General features: G+C 68.0%; 15 protein-coding genes. 6 read left to right on the plus strand and 9 right to left on the minus strand.

Annotated elements, in window-relative coordinates:
* Positions 1–19 precede the first annotated feature (19 nt).
* From narJ to ACP26O_RS29995, 3 genes are read right to left on the minus strand one after another with little or no spacing between them, the layout of a single operon-like run.
* Positions 20–721: a nitrate reductase molybdenum cofactor assembly chaperone gene (narJ, locus tag ACP26O_RS29985; RefSeq protein ID WP_175664643.1), complete on the minus strand. Its 702-nt coding sequence runs from the start codon at positions 719–721 to the stop codon at positions 20–22.
* Positions 718–2,253, minus strand: coding sequence for a nitrate reductase subunit beta (gene narH, locus ACP26O_RS29990; RefSeq protein WP_175664642.1), 1,536 nt, complete (start codon positions 2,251–2,253; stop codon positions 718–720). Before narH ends, narJ begins: the two co-directional genes overlap by 4 nt.
* Positions 2,250–6,020 (minus strand): nitrate reductase subunit alpha, encoded by a 3,771-nt coding sequence (locus ACP26O_RS29995; protein WP_175664641.1) that lies wholly within the window; start codon positions 6,018–6,020, stop codon positions 2,250–2,252. The genes narH and ACP26O_RS29995 overlap by 4 nt, the downstream gene beginning before the upstream one ends.
* 427 nt (positions 6,021–6,447) lie before the next feature.
* On the opposite strand from ACP26O_RS29995, the gene ACP26O_RS30000 reads away from it, so the two are divergent.
* On the plus strand, positions 6,448–7,638 hold the full coding sequence (locus tag ACP26O_RS30000) for a tetratricopeptide repeat protein (RefSeq protein ID WP_175664640.1): 1,191 nt from the start codon (positions 6,448–6,450) through the stop codon (positions 7,636–7,638).
* 106 nt (positions 7,639–7,744) lie between these two features.
* On the opposite strand, the gene ACP26O_RS30005 is transcribed toward ACP26O_RS30000, so the two are convergent.
* Complete coding sequence (locus tag ACP26O_RS30005; protein WP_175664639.1) at positions 7,745–7,936, minus strand: DUF2964 family protein; 192 nt, start codon at positions 7,934–7,936, stop codon at positions 7,745–7,747.
* 14 nt (positions 7,937–7,950) lie between these two features.
* On the minus strand, positions 7,951–8,430 hold the full coding sequence (locus ACP26O_RS30010; RefSeq protein WP_165754696.1) for a universal stress protein: 480 nt from the start codon (positions 8,428–8,430) through the stop codon (positions 7,951–7,953).
* Positions 8,431–8,695: 265 nt separating this feature from the next.
* Here ACP26O_RS30010 and ACP26O_RS30015 point away from each other — a divergent pair, with 265 nt between their 5' ends.
* Positions 8,696–9,457, plus strand: coding sequence for a 2-keto-4-pentenoate hydratase (locus ACP26O_RS30015; RefSeq protein ID WP_165754697.1), 762 nt, complete (start codon positions 8,696–8,698; stop codon positions 9,455–9,457).
* A 294-nt stretch (positions 9,458–9,751) separates the two neighbouring features.
* Positions 9,752–11,164: a 3-deoxy-D-arabino-heptulosonate 7-phosphate synthase gene (locus ACP26O_RS30020; protein ID WP_175664638.1), complete on the plus strand. Its 1,413-nt coding sequence runs from the start codon at positions 9,752–9,754 to the stop codon at positions 11,162–11,164.
* A 45-nt stretch (positions 11,165–11,209) separates the two neighbouring features.
* Here the strand turns inward: ACP26O_RS30020 and ACP26O_RS30025 are convergent, their stop codons facing one another.
* The 3 genes from ACP26O_RS30025 to ACP26O_RS30035 form a co-directional block, all read right to left on the minus strand.
* Positions 11,210–12,262 (minus strand): helix-turn-helix transcriptional regulator, encoded by a 1,053-nt coding sequence (locus tag ACP26O_RS30025; protein WP_175664637.1) that lies wholly within the window; start codon positions 12,260–12,262, stop codon positions 11,210–11,212.
* A 146-nt stretch (positions 12,263–12,408) separates the two neighbouring features.
* Positions 12,409–12,735 (minus strand): hypothetical protein, encoded by a 327-nt coding sequence (locus ACP26O_RS30030; protein ID WP_175664636.1) that lies wholly within the window; start codon positions 12,733–12,735, stop codon positions 12,409–12,411.
* A 32-nt stretch (positions 12,736–12,767) separates the two neighbouring features.
* Positions 12,768–14,273, minus strand: coding sequence for a hypothetical protein (locus ACP26O_RS30035; protein ID WP_175664635.1), 1,506 nt, complete (start codon positions 14,271–14,273; stop codon positions 12,768–12,770).
* A gap of 416 nt (positions 14,274–14,689) precedes the next feature.
* Between ACP26O_RS30035 and ACP26O_RS30040 the strand changes: the two genes are divergently transcribed.
* Both ACP26O_RS30040 and ACP26O_RS30045 read left to right on the plus strand, forming a co-directional pair.
* On the plus strand, positions 14,690–16,861 hold the full coding sequence (locus ACP26O_RS30040; protein ID WP_175664634.1) for a hypothetical protein: 2,172 nt from the start codon (positions 14,690–14,692) through the stop codon (positions 16,859–16,861).
* Between the two features lie 7 nt (positions 16,862–16,868).
* Positions 16,869–17,576: a DUF3142 domain-containing protein gene (locus tag ACP26O_RS30045; protein ID WP_175664633.1), complete on the plus strand. Its 708-nt coding sequence runs from the start codon at positions 16,869–16,871 to the stop codon at positions 17,574–17,576.
* Positions 17,577–17,657: 81 nt separating this feature from the next.
* Here the strand turns inward: ACP26O_RS30045 and ACP26O_RS30050 are convergent, their stop codons facing one another.
* On the minus strand, positions 17,658–18,494 hold the full coding sequence (locus tag ACP26O_RS30050) for an alpha/beta fold hydrolase (protein ID WP_175664632.1): 837 nt from the start codon (positions 18,492–18,494) through the stop codon (positions 17,658–17,660).
* 245 nt (positions 18,495–18,739) lie between these two features.
* Between ACP26O_RS30050 and ACP26O_RS30055 the strand changes: the two genes are divergently transcribed.
* Entirely contained in the window at positions 18,740–19,114 is a 375-nt protein-coding gene (locus ACP26O_RS30055; protein WP_175664631.1) for a VOC family protein, read from the plus strand.
* Positions 19,115–19,180: the final 66 nt, after the last annotated feature.

Raw genomic sequence — 19,180 nt, forward strand, 5'->3', positions numbered from 1 at the left:
TCCCCAGTTGGGCCCGCGCTCACGCGCCGCGGGCCGGCCGCTTGTCGTGGAACCGCACGGTCTGCTCCGTCGACGCCGGCGTTGCCGCGCCGACGAAGCGCACGGCTTCGTCCGCATACGACGCATCGAGCGCGCGGTAGTCGTCCGCAGTCGGACGCTCGGCGGCGACGTCGTCGTCCGCGTCGGCCGGTGCATCGACCGGCGCGAGGCCGGCCATCGGCAGCAGCGCGCCGACGACGAAGCTGTAATGGCTGCCGCGCTGCGCGAGCTGGCCGGCCAGCGCGCGCAGGATCTCGCCGGTTTCGGCGAGCAGGTTGCGCGCATCGGGCGCCGGCAGCCGCGACAGGTATTCGAGGAACACAGGCAGGTAGTCGGGCAGCTCGCCCGGGTTCAGCGCGAGCCCGTGCCGCTCGTACATCTGCAGCAGGTCGACCATCGCCTGCCCGCGGTCGCGCGATTCGCCGTGCACGTGCTCGAACAGGTGCAGCGACGTCGCGCGGCCGCGATCGAACAGCGCGACGTAGTTCTCCTGCAGCGTCAGCAGGTCGCGCTCGCGCATGTACGCGAAGAACCTGTCGAGACCCGCACGCACCGCCTGCGGCACGCGCATGCGCTCGCGCAGGTGGGCTTCGATCGAGTCGAGCACGTCGACGAGCGCGTCGTCGGGATAGTCGAGCAGCGCCGCGAACGCCGCGTAGGTCGGATCGGGTGCGGTGCTCATCGCGATACCTCGTGGATCGGAATCGTCCGCGTGCCCTTCTCCTTCTTCGTGCTGAACAGGCTCGCCGACGAACGGCCGTCCGAACAGCCGTTGCCGAACGAGAAGCCGCACGACGCGCGCAGGTCGTACGCGTCCTCCGCATACTCGCGATGCGTCGTCGGGATCACGAAGCGATCCTCGTAGTTCGCGATCGCGAGATAGCGATACATCTCCTCGACCTGCGCGAGCGACAGCCCGACCTGATCGAGCACGCCGCGCGCGTCGATGCCGTCGACGTGGCGCGCGCGCATGAACGCGCGCATCGCGAGCAGCCGTTCGAGCGCGAGCTTCACCGGCGCCTCGTCGCCGGCGGTCAGCAGGTTCGCCAGATAGCGCAGCGGAATGCGCAGCGATTCGACGTCCGGCAGGTAGCCGTTCATCCCGAGCGCGCCGCTGTTCGCGGCGGCGTTGATCGGCGACAGCGGCGGCACGTACCAGACCATCGGCAGCGTCCGGTATTCCGGGTGCAGCGGGAACGCGATCTTCCAGTCGATCGCCATCTTGTAGGTCGGCGAGCGCCGCGCGGCGTCGATCCACGCGGCCGGCACGCCGTCGCGCTCGGCCTGCGCGATCACGGCCGGATCGTCCGGATCGAGGAACAGCGACAACTGCGCTTCGTACAGGTCTTTCTCGTTCTCCGCGCTGGCGGCCTCGCTGATCCGGTCGGCGTCGTACAGCAGCACGCCGAGGTAGCGGATGCGGCCCACGCAGGTCTCCGAACACACGGTCGGCTGGCCGGCCTCGATGCGCGGATAGCAGAAGATGCACTTCTCGGCCTTGCCGCTCTGCCAGTTGTAGTAGATCTTCTTGTACGGGCAGCCCGACACGCACATGCGCCAGCCGCGGCACTTGTCCTGGTCGATCAGCACGATGCCGTCTTCCTCGCGCTTGTAGATCGAGCCCGACGGGCACGCCGCGACGCACGCCGGATTCAGGCAGTGCTCGCACAGGCGCGGCAGATACATCATGAAGGTGTTCTCGAACTGCCCGTAGATGTCCTTCTGCACGTTCTCGAAGTTGTAGTCCTTCGCGCGCTTCTCGAACTCGCCGCCGAGGATTTCCTCCCAGTTCGGGCCCCACTCGATCTTCTCGAGCCGCTGGCCGCTGATCAGCGAGCGCGGTCGCGCCACCGGCATCGCGCGCGTGTTGCCCGCTTCCTGCAGATGGGCGTAGTCGAACGTGAACGGCTCGTAGTAGTCGTCGATCTCGGGCAGGTGCGGGTTCGCGAAAATCTGCGCGAGCAGCCGCCATTTTCCGCCGAGGCGCGGCTCGATCCGGCCGTCCGCTCGCCGCTGCCAGCCGCCGCGCCAGCGATCCTGGTTCTCCCAGTCCTTCGGATAGCCGATGCCCGGCTTGGTTTCGACGTTGTTGAACCACGCGTATTCCATCCCTTCGCGGCTCGTCCACACGTTCTTGCAGGTCACCGAGCAGGTATGGCACCCGATGCACTTGTCGAGGTTCAGCACCATCGCGATCTGTGCACGTACTTTCATGACGTTTCTCCCGCCCGCACCGCTTGCGTTGTCGGCTCGACCGCGCGCTCTTCTCCGTCGAGCCAGTCGATCCTGCTCATCTTGCGCACGATCAGGAACTCGTCGCGATTCGAGCCGACCGTGCCGTAGTAATTGAAGCCGTACGACAGCTGCGCATAGCCGCCGATCATGTGCGTGGGCTTGAGCGCGATGCGCGTGACCGAGTTGTGAATACCGCCGCGCGTGCCGGTGATCTCGGAGCCCGGCGTGTTCACGATCTTCTCCTGCGCGTGGTACATCATCACCATCCCGGACGGAATCCGCTGGCTCACGACCGCCCGCGCGCACAACGCGCCGTTCGAGTTGTAGCACTCGATCCAGTCGTTATCGACCGCGCCGATCGCCTTCGCGTCGTCCTCCGACATCCACACGATCGGGCCGCCGCGCGACAGCGTCAGCATCAGCAGGTTGTCCGTGTAGGTGCTGTGGATGCCCCACTTCTGGTGCGGCGTCAGGAAGTTCAGCACGCGCTCGGGGTTGCCGTTCGAGCGCTTGCCGATCATGTGTTCGTAGCTGCCCGTGTCGATCGGCGGCTTGTATGCGCACATCGACTCGCCGAACGCACGCATCCAGGCGTGATCCTGGTACAGCTGCTGACGGCCCGTCAGCGTGCGCCACGGCACGAGTTCGTGCACGTTCACGTAACCCGCGTTGTACGACACGTGCTCGGATTCGATCCCGCTCCACGTCGGCGACGAGATGATCTTGCGCGGCTGCGCCTGGATATCGCGGAAGCGGATCTTCTCGTCGGCACGCGCCACAGCCAGGTGCGTGTGATCGATGCCGGTGAGGCCGGACAGCGCACGCCACGCCTTCACCGCGACTTCGCCGTTGGTCTCCGGCGCCAGCGCGAGGATCACCTCGGCCGCGTCGAGCGCGGTGTCGATGCGCGGGCGCCCCTGCGCGGCGCCCTCGGCGACCGTGTAGTTCAGTTCGCCGAGCAGCTTCACTTCGTCCTTCGTATCCCAGCCGATGCCCTTGCCCGCGTTGCCGAGCTTGTCCATCAGCGGCCCGAGCGACGTGAAGCGCGCATAGGTGTTCGGGTAGTCGCGCTCGACGGCGATCACCGCCGGCATCGTACGGCCCGGCACCGGCTCGCATTCACCGCGCTTCCAGTCGTGCACGTCGAACGGCTGCGCGAGCTCGCCCGGCGTGTCGTGCGCGATCGGTGCGAGCACGACGTCGCGTTCGACGCCGAGATGCCCGACGCACAACTCGGAGAAGCGCTTCGCGATTCCCTTGAAGATGTCCCAGTCGCTTTTCGATTCCCACGCGGGATCGACCGCCGCCGACAGCGGATGGATGAACGGATGCATGTCGGACGTGTTCATGTCGTCCTTCTCGTACCACGTCGCGGTCGGCAGCACGACGTCCGAATACATGCAGGTAGTCGACATCCGGAAGTCGAGCGTGACGAGCAGGTCGAGCTTGCCGCGCGGCGCGTCGTCGTGCCACTTCACTTCCTCGGGGCGCGCGCCGCCCGTCGCGCCAAGGTCCTCGCCCTGCACGCCGTTGGTCGTGCCGAGCAGGTGCTTCAGGAAATACTCGTGCCCCTTGCCCGACGAGCCGAGCAGGTTCGAGCGCCACACGAACAGGTTGCGCGGGAAGTTGTCCGGTGCGTCCGGATCCTCGCACGCCATGCGCAGCGTGCCGGCCTTCAGCTGCCGGGCGACGTCGGCGCCGGCTTGAGCTGCGTCGCCCAGACTAGCGCCGACCTTCAGCGGATTCACCGCGAGCTGCGGCGCGGACGGCAGCCAGCCCATCCGCTCCGCGCGCACGTTGTAGTCGATCGGCGAGCCGTGGAACTGCGTCCTGTCGGCGAGCGGCGACAGCAGCGCGCTCGGATCCATCGTGTCGTAGCGCCACTGGTCGGTGTGCGCGTAGAAGAACGACGTCGCGTTCATGTGCCGCGGCGGCCGGTTCCAGTCGAGCGCGAACGCGAGCGCGGTCCAGCCCGTCTGCGGGCGCAGCTTCTCCTGGCCCACGTAATGCGACCAGCCGCCGCCCGGCTTGCCGATACAGCCGCACATGATCAGCATGTTGATGATCGCGCGGTACGACATGTCCATGTGGAACCAGTGGTTGATCCCCGCGCCGATGATCACCATCGACTTGCCTTGCGTCTTGTGCGCGTTCTCCGCGAACTGCCGCGCGACCGAGATCACGTCCGCGCGCTTCACGCCGGTGATCGTTTCCTGCCACGCCGGCGTATACGGCAGATCGTCGTCGTAGCTCGCGGCCACGTCGCGCCCGCCCAGCCCCTGGTCGAGCCCGTAGTTCGCGACGAACAGGTCGTAGACGGTCGCGACCAGCATCTCGCCGTCGCGCGTCGCGATGCGCCGCACGCCGATCCGGCGCGACAGCTCGGAGCCGTGAGCGGTCGAGTTGAAGTGCGCATGCGGCTGGTTGCCGAAGTACGGGAACAGCACGTCGACCACGTCGTCGTGCTCGGCCGTGCAGGACAGCCGCGGCGACAGCGCCGCGCCCTTCGACGTCTCGCCGCGCAGGTTCCACTTGCCCTTGTCCGCGTCCGCCTGCTGCCCCCAGCGAAAGCCCACCGAGCCGACCGGGACGACGAATTCGCCCGTCGCGTCGTCGATCATCACGGTCTTCCAGTCCGGGTGCGCGGCTTCGTCGAGCGCGTCGTCGAAGTCGGATGCGCGCACGAGACGCTCGGGCACATAGCCGTCGCCGTGCGGCACGAGACGCACGAGGCACGGCATGTCGGTGTAGCGCTTGCAGTAGTCGATAAAGTAGTCGCTCTTGCCGGCCAGGTGGAACTCTTTCAGGATCACGTGCCCCATCGCGAGCGCGAGCGCCGCGTCGGTGCCCTGCTTCGGATGCAGCCACAGGTCGCCGAACTTCGCGCCTTCCGCGTAGTCGGGGAACACCGACACGACCTTGGTGCCGCGATAGCGCGCCTCGACGAGGAAGTGCGCGTCGGGCGTGCGGGTCTGCGGGACATTGGAGCCCCACATCATGATGAACGTCGAGTTGTACCAGTCGGCCGATTCCGGCACGTCGGTCTGCTCGCCCCAGGTCTGCGGCGACGCGGGCGGCAGGTCGCAGTACCAGTCGTAGAAGCTCAGGCACACGCCGCCGATCAGCGACAGGTAGCGCGAACCGGCCGCATACGACACCATCGACATCGCCGGGATCGGCGAGAAGCCGACCACGCGATCGGGCCCGTACCGCTCGACCGTGTAAACGTTTGCGGCCGCAACGATCTCGTTGACCTCGTCCCAGCTCGCACGCACGAAGCCGCCGAGCCCGCGCCGGCTCTGGTACGAACGCCGCGCGTCGTCGTCCTCGACGATCGAGCGCCACGCGTCGACGGCGCCGAGCGTGCGGCGGCGTTCGCGCCACAGCTTCACCAGCGCGCTGCGCACCATCGGATGCTTCAGACGGTTCGCGCTATACAGATACCAGGAGTACGAAGCACCGCGCGAGCAGCCGCGCGGTTCGTGATTCGGCATGTCGGGGCGCGTGCGCGGGTAATCGGTCTGCTGGGTTTCCCAGGTGACGATCCCGCCTTTCACGTAGACCTTCCACGAGCATGAGCCCGTGCAATTCACCCCGTGAGTCGAACGGACGATCTTGTCGTGCTGCCAGCGCATCCGGTAGCCGTCTTCCCATTTGCGATCTTCGTCGGTGACGGCGCCGTGTCCGTCGGAGAAGGTTGGCCTCGTGGTGGAGAAATAACGCAATCTGTCCAGGAAATGGCTCATGGGGATCTCGTTTTTCCGGTCTGTTCGCAGACCCTGATTATTTAAGGAGGTGAAATACCGGTTGTAAAGGACCATCGAATTTCGATCGCTGCGTCCTTCTCACCGTGGTCGAATCCATTGTCGGGCGAACCGACATATCACGATTTGATACAAATCACGATATCGTTCATCCGCCTGCAACGGTCGCAAACAGGACGATCGAGCGGCACCACCTGTTATGCTGCGCGCGGGCGCTCCGCTGCGCCTGCCCGTCCGTTTCCCCGTGGATCGGTCGGGCGCAATCCGCCTCGAATGGCATTGAATGAACGGCGATTCCCGTCGGGCGATCGCCGGCCCGCAGCACGTTGTTTATAGAAGACTGCGCAATGCATTCGAAGGTTTACCGGCCGTCGGTCAATAACACCTTTACCTATAAGAACCGCATTTCATGACATCACGCCTTTTCACCGCATGCATTGCCGCCGTGATCGGCTGCGCCACGCTGCCCGCCGCTCACGCCCGCACCTATATCGCGCCGACGACGTCGCTGGGCAAAGGCGCTTACGTCCATCAGTTCGTGCTGCGCGACCCGGTCACGCACCAGCCGCTGCCGAATGCGCGCTACCGGCTGTTCCTGCCGGGCCAGGTCATCGCCGGCCTGCCGGTCAAGCCGGGCCAGCACGACAGCGTGGTCTTCGGCACGACCGACGACGCCGGCCGCACCGTGCGGATCCGGCTGCCGAAATCGCATCCGCAGAAGCAGTGGGTGTTCAACCCGGTCATCGGCGACGGCGACCTGGGCGAATCGTTCCGGCTCGTCAATGCGGGCAGCGACGCGCCGCTGCGCGGCTTCCCTTACCTGCTGGACGTGGAGCACGAATATCTGGCGTGCGGCCACTCGGACGCGAACGGCTACACGTACTACGCGCAATCACGCACGCCGCGCACCGTCAATCTGTACACCGGGATGCTGGGTGATTCGGCCGACACCGACTGGTGCGCGGGCCCCGGCGCGGCGATTGCGAACAGCGCAAACGTACCGGGTTCGCCGGACCTGTACACGCAATACCTCGGCAGCCTGGTCGCCAACGGCGACCGGATCGGCAGCGAGTTGCGCCAGCAGATCGTCATCAAGCTGCTGTCGCTCGCGACCGAAGAACGCGACGCCGGCCGCGTGGCCGCCGTGCTCGACCTCGGCGAGATCCCCGACGACCGCCTGAACGACACCGGCTATCGGCTGGTCGACGCGGGCGTCGCCGTCGATCGCGGGCTCGCGATGATCGACGCGCATCTCGCGAAAGCGCCCGACGATGCGTATGCGCTCGACAGCAAGGGTTGGGCGCTGTATCGGCTCGGCCGCAACGACGAAGCGCTCACGTGGTTCGACCGCTCGATCGCGATCTTCGAGAAGAATGGTGACGGCGACAGCGACACGCGCGAAGCGTGGGCGACCGGCCTGACGCACAAGGGCGAGGTGTTGTGGAAGCTGGGCCGCCAGGAGGAAGCGCGCGATGCGTTCGCGCAGGCGAGGAAGATTCAGCCGAAGAACACGGAACTGGCGGAAACGTTGAAGCGGCTGAACGTGCAGGAAAAGCCTGCCGAGGCCGGTGCGTCGGCATCCGGTACGACCGGCACGTGACCCGTCACGGGCCCGCCACTCGCGGCAGGCAGTGATCGTCGGGGCCCGGCAGTCACGGCCGGGCGCCGGCACGCGCCGTTAAGGGAAGACCGGCGTCTTCCCCGCCTCACCCCTCGCCCTTGGGCCCCGGGTTGAGCATCACGACGAAACCGGCCACGCCGACGATCATCGCGATCGCACCGCCGCGCAGCGCGATCGCCTGGTCGAACAGCAGCCCGGTCACGACGGCCATCATCCCCGCGAGCGACAGGAACACGGCGATCGTCGCGACGACGATCCGGGACTGGCGACGTATCATCGCGCGCCCCCGTGTCAGGCTGCCGCGGCGGACGCCGGCACGTCGCCGTCGTCGCCGCGAACCAGCAGCACCGGGCACGTCGCGCCGCGCACGAAGCGCTCGGCGACGCTGCCGAGCAGCACGCGCCGGATGCCGCGCCGCCCGTGCGTGCCGACCACCGCGAGCTCGATGCCGCACTCCTTCACGTAACGCTGCAGGCGTTCCGCAATGTCCTCGCCGATGGTCTCGGTCTCGACGAGTTCGCCCTCGCCCTTCGCGCCGGCCAGCGCGATGATCTGTTCGGCTTCACGCAGCACCTTGCGCCCGTCGTCGCGGATTTCCTCGATGAGCGAATGCGGATCGAAGCGGCCTGCGTACGTAAACAGCACGGACTTGTCGACCACGTATACGACGCTGACGTGCGTATCGGCCGCCACTGCCATCTTCACGGCCTCGGCAAGCGCCTGTTTCGACGAAGCGCTGCCGTCGACGGCCACCATGATCTTCTTGTACATACGAACCTCGCTGGGGTGAGTTGCCGCGAACGGTCGCGCGCGGCCATGCCCCCATCATCGACGGACGGCGGATTCGAGGGTTGACGGCGATCAAGGTCCGTCCGCAGCCCGTCGTGCGGCAAAGCGCCACGCGGAGAAATCGACGTGCCGGGCCTGCGGCCGCGCCGCGCGACCGAGCAGCCAGGCCGCCGAAGGCGCTATCATCAGAGCTGCGATCTTCGTCCGGCCCCTTTTTGCCGGTTCACTTTCAACTCGCTCAACCGACATGACAACGACTACCGAACGCGTGGACGGCGCCGCCCAGCATCTCGTCGCCGCCCGCCATGCCGGCGCGCCCGGCCCGCTGCTGCCCGACGCCTTCCGCCCCGAGAACGTCGACACCGCGCTCGCGATCCAGCATCGCGTCGCCGATCTGCTCGGCGAAACGATCGGCGGATGGAAATGCGCATTGCCGCCGCCCGACCGCGTGATCGTCGCGCCGATCTTCGCATCGACGATTCGCGAAGCCGATGCGCCGTACCGCGTCGTCGGCGGCCCGATCGTGCGGATCGAGCCGGAAATCGCGTTCGTGCTCGAGCGCGACCTGCCCGCCCGCGCGCAGCCGTACGACGAGAACGACGTGCGCGGCGCGATCCGCGAAGTGCGCATCGTGCTCGAGGTATTGGGCTGCCGCTATGCGGAGCCCGCGCGCGCGTCGAAGTTCGAACTGCTCGCCGACGGGCAGTTCAACCAGGGGCTGTGCGTGGGCCCCGTCGTGCCGGACGGCCTGAACGTGCCGCTCGAGACGCTCGCGCTGTCGTTCGAGGGCGCGCTGAATCGCACGATCGACGGCCGCCATCCGGACGGCGATCCGCTCAAGCCGCTCGTATGGCTGGTGAATTTCCTCGCGTCGCGCGGCGACGGCGCACGCGCCGGCCAGATCGTGACGACCGGCTCGTATGCGGGCGCGATCGACGTGCCGCTCGGCGACGTGCTGACCGTGCGCTTCGGCGAGCTCGGCAGCCTGTCGGTGACGCTGACGGCGTAACCGGTCTCGGGCACCGCTGCCCGGGCTGGCGTGAAGGCCGCGTCGACGCGGCCACGCCGATGCCGACGGCGATCCTGATGAACGTGCAGCACGCTTCGCACGACGTCGACGGCGTCACGCGCTGAAGCCGATCCACGACGGCGGGTTGGCGGCGGGCCATCGCTGGCCGCATGCCGGGCCGCTCGCGTTTCGTGGTCCGCCGGCCGGTTTCGTCCTGCCCGGCGTGATAACGTTGCACATCGTCGCCCGCGGTTCGAACCGCGGGCACGCGAACCGCTTTCACGCCCATACGCCATGTCGCTGACACCGCTGCCCGCCCTGCTCGACGAAATCCTGCTCGCCGTCACGCGCCGCTATCAGCTGCCGCCGTTCGACGGCGCGCCGACGCCGGCCGATGCCGCGAACCCGGCGGCCATCCTTGCCCGCGTGATCGAGGACGCACGCCGGATGCTGGCCGACGGCCGGTCTCCCGGCACGGCGCTGCGGCAGCGCTTCATCGATGCCCTTGCGCACATGATCCGCGCTGCGATGGATCCGCATGCCGGCGATCACGCGTTTCAGGCGTCGGTCCTGCGGCACGACGCGCCGAGCGTGCGCGAATACGCATCGCTGCACGCGCACGCCGAGCAGGACCGGCGCGCGCTGCACTCGGCCGTCAACGCGATCGCGCACCCGGCCAAACTCGAGCGTAGCGCCCAGGCGTGGCAGCGCGACGGGCTCGCGCGGTTGCATGCGGCCGCAACGTCCGCAGCGTGGGGCGAACTCCATGCCACGCTGGAGCAGCTGCTCGCGCTGCCCGGCATGGCGACCGACACCGCTTTCAAGCAGGACATCGTGAAGTTGAAGGACGGTGCCGCGCTCGAACGCCTGCTGCGTCTCGACGCGCTGGCAGCGGACGAGCACGTCCGTCGATACCGCGCACTGTGGGTCCGGCAAGGTCCGCTCGAAGGCAGCACGGTGGCCGTCGCGCAGGGCGTCGCGTCCCAGCAGCGCGGCGCGGCCGTCGAAGCGCTGGCCGCGCAGGCGCTCGACGCACTGGCCCGCCGGCTCGACGCGGTGGACGAGCGGCGCACGTACCGCGTGGTCACGTCGATGCGCGTGCCGTCATCGATACCGGGCCGCCACGACCGCGCGAAGACCGAATGGGACGCGATCCTGCTCGAACGCACGCGCGGCGACGAAGCGGCGCCCGTGTGGAACGTGCGCTTCCTCGTCGAGGCGAAGGCGTCGGCGGATGCCGCGACGACCGATTTGCCGCGACTGCTGCGCGGCCTGAACCTGCTCGCGCAGGCCGACGCGGACACGATCTATTCGTTCGAGACGCATCAGGGCACGGTGCGCGTGCACGGCGCGTCGCTGCGCGCATTGACGACCGACGACGCGGCGCTGCGACGGGAAGTACTCTATTGCTGCGATGCGTCCGCGGACGCGACGCCGCGCCTGCTTGGCGCCGCGAGCCGCATGCAGTTGCTGTCGGCGCAGGCGAGCCTCGAATACGCGAGCGCGCTCGCGCGGCAGCCCGATACCAATCCGGCCGGCCTCGGTGTGATCTGGCAGGCGCTGCTGACGCAGCCGCAATGGCACGCGGTGCTGCATCAATACCCGTCGTTGCGGCAGGTGCGCGAACTGATGGTGGCCATCGACGACTTGCGCGCCGCGATCGACGACGCGGACGAAGGCGGCGTCGCGAGCAGCGCGTGCGCATGATGCTCGCGGCGGGCAGCCGCCGCATAACGGCGTCGCGCGGCCCGCTCAGTTGGTGAGCACACCGAACGGCAGCGTCCATCCCGCCAGCCGGCCGCCGTCGCCCCATCGATCGTCGCCCGCACCGCAAGGCAGCAGCACCGGCGCGGCCGCACACTCGAGCGTTTCCTTCGGCGTATGGCCGAACTCGGCCTTGAACAGCCGGTGGAAATACTTCTCGTCGGGAAAGCCGTGCGCCCATGCGATTTCCGCGATGCGCCGATGCCGGCGCTGCGGATCGCCCAGCACGTGGTATGCGTGACGCAAGCGCCTGCGCGTGATCTGCCGCATCACGCCGCCCTCTTCCTTGAACAGCTGATAGAGCCGTGCCCGCGACACGCCGATGTCCCGGCAGATCCGGTCGGGCGTCAGGTCGGGTTCCAGCAGGTGCATGTCGATGTAGCGCCGCACGCGCTCGACCAGCGCGTTGTCGATCGGGCCGCGCGCGTCGTCGAGTGCCTGTGCGCTCGGCGCCACCGCCGCTGCCAGCAGCAGCAACAACGATTGCACGACGCTCGGCACGTCGTGCATGCGCAGGTCCGGCAGGTTCCGGAACAGCGACAGCATCTGGTCGCCGACCAGGCGGCCCACGCCGCTCGTCAGCGTCTGCCCGTGCGCTTGCGCCGCATGGCTCGGCAGCAGGTATCTGGGCACGACCAGGCTGATCACGTCGCCGGCCTCGACCCGGCAGTCGTTGATCTGCGCGACGTCGTACACGAACACGTCGCCGGCGCGCTTGATCAGCTCCGGGCCGCCGGTATGGCTCGCGAGCCGGCCGCCGAGCAGCAGCGTGAAGCGGATCGAATCCTGCCCGTCGAGCCGGATCCGCCGGGTGGTCCGGTGAACTATATAGGTCGGCGCGCGCGAGCGCCATTGCCGGCCCGACAGGATCAGCGGGCCGAGCGCCGCACCGCTCGCTTGCGCGTCGAACGGGCCGTGGCCGCCGGGGTCATCCAGCCGGTAGTCGCACAGCATGTCCTTGACCCAGACGTGGAACCGGTCCGGCTCGGGATAATCGGTCGTGCGAAACTTGAAAACAGGGACGAATGCCGCTTGATCCATGACGGTTTTTTTATCGAGCCGACGGGAAGGGATGAATCGGTTCGTCGATTATCGGACCAAATTGCGCCGACGCAAGGCCGGCGCGGCATATCGTCCACAAGCGGTCGACCGACGCCCTGCGGCGGGCGTCGTCGTGATCGCAGCCATCAGCGTTGCGGATGGCACTCCCAGTTGTTGTACGTCGGCCGATCGATCGGCGTGAGCCCTGGAATCATGAACACCGTACAGCCGAAACGCCGGCCCTTGCCCGTCGTCGCGTTGTAATTCACCTTCTGGCCGCCCAGCCCGTCCTTCTTCCCGTACTGCACGTTGGCGATGGTGATCTCGTCGGACGACGCGAGCCCGAGCGTCTTCGCGGTCGACGTCTGCACGTCGACCATGTTCATCTGCGTCGTGCCGCACGCGGACAGCACGAGGCCGGCAACCGCGGCGCCCAGCGCGGTCCGTACGGTGCAATGCAAGGTTTGCTTCATCGTTTCTCCTTCGGTTTCCCGCGCAACGCGATTTACGTGCCCGGGGTATAGAAACTGGACTGCAGCTGGCTGCCGATACTCGCGACATACGACTGCCAGATGAGCGCCATCGACCCCGTGCCGTTGACGGCCAGCGCCGGCCACGATGCGCTCTGCGCCGCCACTGTCGACGCGCTCCACGCCCCTTTCCGGTAGGTGGCCGCGATGACGGCCGACGCGCCCGGCAAGCCCGTGTCCTGCCAGGCGGCCGTCACGTTGCCGGCCGCGTCGATCACCAGCGGCGGATACTGCGCGGCCGCCCCGTTCAGATGCTCAGTCAGCCGCTGCAGCGGTCCCCAGTTGCCGCTGGCATCGGATACGCTCGCCTGCAGCACGGCGCCCCCTTCGGCCCACATCGCGGCGGCCACGCCGTTTTCGTTGACGGTCAGCATCGGCGTCGCGATGAACCCGGTCGGCTCCGCGATCGCCGGCGCGACGGGCTGCGCGGGCTGCCACCCGGTGCCGGCCACGTAGCGTTGCGACATCGTCGCCGTGAGGATCTGCCCGCCCGTCACGTCGAGCTGCCCCCAGAGCAGCGTGATGTTGCCCTTCGCGTCCATGCCGGCCACCGGGGAGATGATCGTCGTGAACAGGCTCGAGTTCGAGACGGCCTGGTTGACGTCGGTCCAGCCGTTGGTCGTGTCGTACGTGGCCGTCCACAGCGCCGACTTCGTATGGTTGGTCTGCCGCCACGCGAGCACCGCGCGGCCGGACGGCAGCACCGACATCATCGGCCTCACGTTGTCGGTATCGCCGGTCACCGCGCCGGGCCCGGTCTGCACCGGCATCTGGATCAGCGCCGTCGGCGACCACTGTCCCGCCTGCGTATAGCGGGTCCATGCGATGCGCGTATCGAGCAGGCTGATCGATTGCGTCCAGGCGACGAGCGCGTTGCCCTGGCTGTCGATGCCGGCCGTATAGGACGAACCGGCCATGTCCGCCGCCAGCTCGAGCGGCACGCCCCATCCGGTAGCCGGGCTGTACGGGCGCGCCCACAGTGCGTACGTGTTGGGGCCCGGCATCCATTCCGTCCAGAACGCGACCGCTTGCCCGCTCGCGTTGCCGACCAGTTGCGGCTGAACGCCGGTCAGCCCGTTCATCGAGTGTGAACCGTCGCTCGTGTCGAGCCGCGTCGCGCTTGCCCAGCCCGAGCCCGGGACATAGCGCGCGCCCCACATTTCGTTGCCGTTCGTGCCGGCCGGGCCAAGGGTCATCCACGTGGCGAGCGCATTGCCGCTCGCATCGATCGTCACGCTGGGGTCGCCTTCCGGTCCCTTGCCGTCCACCGCGACGGCCGTCGACCAGCCGGCCTGCGGCTGCGCGGTGCCGCCGCCCGTCGGGCCGCCGCTCGAACCGCCGCCGGGCGGTGTCGTCCCGGACGGCGAACCGGGATTGCCCGGCGTCGACGACGACGCGCCGCCGTTCGTGGCGACGTCGTCGCCGCCGCATGCGCTCAGCGCGAGAACGGCTGACATGACCAACCATGCAATGGGTTTCATCGGAATCCTCTTGTTTTCGTTTTTCGGCATGCTCTCGTCTGCCGTTGGCCGAAACGCCGCATCGCGTCGGTCGGCCGATCGATTAGCAATACTATTGAATAGGCATGCAACGCGGCGCCGTTTCATGTCCCCGTCAGGATCGATTCCGTCGCGCGGATCGACCCGAACGCCGCCTTCTGCAGACCACCCCCGTCGGACAGCGAAGACGACGGCTTGTCGTCGATCGCCGGATGTCCGTCACTGCCGGCTGCATCTTAATTCATGCGCTCCGGATTCAAGGTGGCGTTGCGTCTACAGTGAGTGGACTTCCATCTCGCCGGGCCGGCTACCGACGCGGCTCGTGAGGTACGATACGCGCCGAGGCGAAATGCCCGCTGAGAGAACCGGCCCTCGCGGCCCCACCTAGTACAAGAAAAATGCCGAGAAACCCGACGCTGAACCGAAACCTGCTCGCCGCGCTGGCGGCGAGCCTGCTTTGCCTGCCCGCCGCCCACGCCAGCTCGGACGACAGCTGCAACGTGCCGCCGACGCTCCGCCAGGGTACGTACTCGTGCGGCAACGTGCCGATGCTGAGCCCCGCCAACGACACGCGCATCAACGCGATGCTGATGATGATCGATGGCGCCAAGGTCGCGCGGGTGTTTCCGGACCCGAAGACCATCCCGCCGAAAGACCGGATCAGCCAGATGATCGTGCCGTTCCCGATGGATTTTTCCGGGTGGATCGATATCGGCCAGAAGGCGCCCGACCCGGCCGGCAGCGCGGCGGACGCCGATGCGCCGTCGAACCGGTACGCCGACGGCGAAGGCAGCATCTGTCGCAGCATGGACGCGGGCGCGGACGCGTTCAACGACGCACTGGACGGTGCCGGCGGCCTTCCCCCCGACGAAGCCGCCCGCCTGCGCGCGGCGCGCGCCGACATCGCGCAGAAAACCTGTGCGGCGGGCGGCGCAAGCGCCGCGTGGACGAAGCCGCCGGTCAAGTCGCCGCTCGGCCAGCAGTTCGCCGCGTACCTCGACGGCACGAACGCGTTCTACCGCGCCGACTTCCACGCCGCGACGCGCGCCTTCGCGAGCGCATCGCACAGCGCGAACCCGTGGCTGAAGGAAGCCGGCCTCTATATGGCCGGGCGCGCGCAACTGAACGCCGCGCAGGCCAACGCATTCGACAACGACAGCCCGACGCCGTCGCGCGCACGCGTCACGAAGGTGTCGCTCGACGCCGCGAACACCGTGTTTCGCACCTACCTGAAGGTGTATCCGCAGGGGCGCTATGCGGTTTCCGCCAACGGGCTGCTGCGGCGCGTCGCGTGGCTCGGCGGGGACGTCGCACAGCAGGCCGACCTCTACGGTCACGCGCTCGCGCGCTGGTCGCCGGCGACGTCGAACGTGCCGCTGATCCAGCTGGCGAACGAACTCGACAGCAAGCTGCTGTTCGGGTCGGAACTCGACGTGCGCCAGATCCAGTCGCCGACCGTGCTCGCGACCGTCGACCTGCTGCGCATGCGTACGCCGGAAAACAGCGAGTCGAGCCGCGGCAAGCCGCTGACGCTCGACGACCTGCAGGCGCAGAAACCGCGCTTCGCGAACGCGCCCGCGCTGTACGACTACCTGCTCGCCACCTGGTATGTGCAGATCGGGCGCAAGCCCGATGCCGCGCTCGCGCTGCTGCCGCCGACGCCCGCCGCGCCGCTCGACTATTTCGGCCTGAGCCAGCAGGCGCTGCGCGCGTTCGCGCTGGAGGATAGCGGCCAGGGCGACAAGGCGCGCCAGCTGTGGCGCGACCTGATCCCGCTCGCGAAATTGCGCTTCCAGCGCGAGGCGCTGGAACTCGCGCTCGCGATCAACCTGGAGCAGGCCGGGCTCGTCAACGACGTGTTCGCCGACGATTCGCTCGTGCAAAACGCCGCGATCCGGGCCGTCCTGCTGCAGCACACGGCCAATGCGGACCTGCTGCGCACGCAGGCGCAGAACCAGGCGGCCGGCGGTGCGCTGCGCGACACCGCGCTGTACACGCTGCTGTACAAGGAGCTCACGCGCTCGCACTACGCCGACTTCATCGCCGATACCGCGCTGGTGTCCGGCGCGCCCGCCGCTCCGTTGAAACCGTTCATCGCATCGGGCGCCCGGAACGACGACGGCTATGTGTGCCCGTCCGCGCGCGAGATCGCCGCGGCGCTGCAACAGAATCCCGCCGATGCGAAAGGGCTGAACTGCCTCGCCGATTTCGTGCGCCTTCATCCGCCCGCGGCCGGCCTCGAAGGCGACTCGGTGCCGCCGTGGATGCGCAACGCGTCGGCGGCGGCCGCCGCGCGCGTGCCGCCGACGCTCGGCGGCGCGCCGTCGCAGTTCGCGGGCAAGCCGTACGAGCGGATGTCGAGCTACGTGACCGTGATCGCCGATGCGCAGGCCAGCCCGAACGACCGCGCGTACGCGCTCTATCGCTCGATCAAGTGCTATGCGCCGGGCGGCTCCAACGAATGCGGCGGCAAGGACGTGCCGAAGAACGTGCGCAAGCGCTGGTTCGACACGCTGAAAACCGCCTATCCGGGCACGCCGTGGGCGCAGAAGCTCCGCTACTACTGGTGAGCGCCGCGTGAAGCGCATCGCGTGTGTCGCGCTGCTGCTGGCCTGCCGCGTCGCGCTGGCCGGCACCGTCGATGCCGCGCGGTACGACGCGTTCTGGCTGTGGGCCGGCGTGAAGCCGCAGCCGGTCGTCAGCGGCGCGCGCACGCTGTACGTGCTGCAAGGGCAGATCGAAGCGTCGCCGCTCGACGAGTCGCAGGTACGCGTCATCGCGCAGGGCGTCGCGCTGCCGCCCGCGCCGAACGCCCGGGTGTGGCTCGTCTATCGTGCGCATACGCTGCGCTGGACGCCGCGCGTGACGCGGATCATGCTCGCGCAGCTCGAACGCTGGCGGGCGTCGGGCCGCACGATCACCGGTATCCAGATCGACTTCGACGCGCGCACGCGGCATCTGCAGGACTACCTCGAATTTCTGCGGACGCTGCGCGACACGCTGCCGGCCGATTGCCGGCTGAGCATCACGGGGCTGCTCGACTGGAGCAGCCGCATCGATACCGACCAGGTCAACCAGCTCAGGGGGATCGTCGATGAAGTGGTCGTGCAGACCTACCAGGGGCGCAGCACGATTCCCGACCATGCGGCCTACCTGCCGCGCGTCGCGCGGCTGCAGCTGCCGTTTCGCATCGGCGTGATCCAGGGCGGCGAGTGGGACGCGCCGCCGTACCTCGCCGCGAATCCGTGGTTCCGCGGCTACGTCGTATTTCTACGCAACGACTAGCGGGCGAAAACGCGGTGGCCGCCATCCCGCCCGCACATCGGCGTCGCAGCCCGCCGAAGCGGGCATGCACCGCTTACACCGTTATGCCTGCACGAAAGCCAGCAGGTCGGCGTTGAGCACATCCGCGTTGATCGTCAGCATCCCGTGCGAGTAGCCCGGATAGGTTTTCAGCGAACCGTTCTTCAGCAGCTTGATCGACTTCAGCGCGGCATCCGCGATCGGCACGATCTGGTCGTCCTCGCCATGCAGCACGAGCGTCGGCACGGTGATCGCCTTCAGGTCCTCGGTCTGGTCCGTTTCCGAAAACGCCTTGATCCCGTCGTAGTGCGCCTTCGCGCTGCCGATCATGCCCTGGCGCCACCAGTTCTGGATCACGCCCTGGTGCACCGTCGCGCCGGGCCGGTTGAAGCCGTAGAACGGGCCGCTCGGCACATCGATGAAGAACTGCGCGCGATTGTCGGCGAGCGCCTTGCGGAAGCCGTCGAACACCTCGAGCGGCAGGCCTTCCGGGTTCGCGTCCGTCTTCAGCATCAGCGGCGGCACCGCGCTGACCAGCACTGCCTTCGCGACGCGGCCGGCCGGCTCGCCGTGCCGGGCCACGTAGCGCGCGACTTCGCCGCCGCCGGTCGAGTGACCGATGTGCACCGCGTTGCGCAGGTCGAGCGCCTCGGCCACCGCGAACGCATCCGCCGCGTAGTGATCCATGTCGTGGCCGTCGGACACCTGCGCCGAGCGGCCATGCCCGCGGCGGTCGTGCGCGATCACGCGATAGCCTTTCTGGACGAAGAACAGCATCTGCGCATCCCAGTCGTCGGACGACAGCGGCCAGCCATGGTGGAACACGATCGGCTGTGCATCCTTCGCGCCCCAGTCCTTGTAGAAGATCTCGACGTTGTCCTTCGTGGTGATGTAAGGCATGGCTGCAGGCTCCTTTGGGGTAGATGAACGCGTGCCGGCCGGGCACCCGGACGGGTGTCGGCACGAACCGCGGCGCGGCGGCACACCGCGCCGACCGATGCGGCACTTAGCTGTTGTAGCGGAAAACCGCGACCCTGTCATGAAACGAACTGAATCCGGCATGAACGAGGCCCGGCGGGCCGCCCCGCCGTATGGCAATATCGCGTCGGATCCGCCGTGCAGCCCCACTCACTTCAGGGACATTCATGTTCGATCACGTCAAATTCGGTGTCAGCAACTACGCAGCCAGCAAGGCGTTCTTTCTCCACGCACTCGCACCGCTCGGCGTGGCGGTCCTCGACGAAGGCGTGCCGACCTACGGCGTCGAACTCGGCGTGCCGGGCAAGCCGACGCTGTGCCTGTTCCAGACCGACGAGAAGCCGGCCCATCTTCACCTCGCATTCGCGGCCGACACGCGCGCGCAGGTCGACGCGTTCCACCGTGCGGCGCTGGCGGCCGGCGGCAAGGACAACGGCGCACCCGGCCTGCGCCCGCAGTATCACGCGCACTACTATGCGGCGTTCGTCATCGGTCCGGACGGGCACAACATCGAAGCCGTTTGCTCGCGCGCCGAGGCCTGATCGTTCGATCGGCCCACGATGCACTGCATCCGCGCGTCACGCAGCCGAGCGCGGATGCGTGACACG

The sequence above is a fragment of the Burkholderia sp. R-40 genome (genome assembly GCF_049942845.1).
Classification (GTDB): domain Bacteria; phylum Pseudomonadota; class Gammaproteobacteria; order Burkholderiales; family Burkholderiaceae; genus Burkholderia; species Burkholderia ambifaria.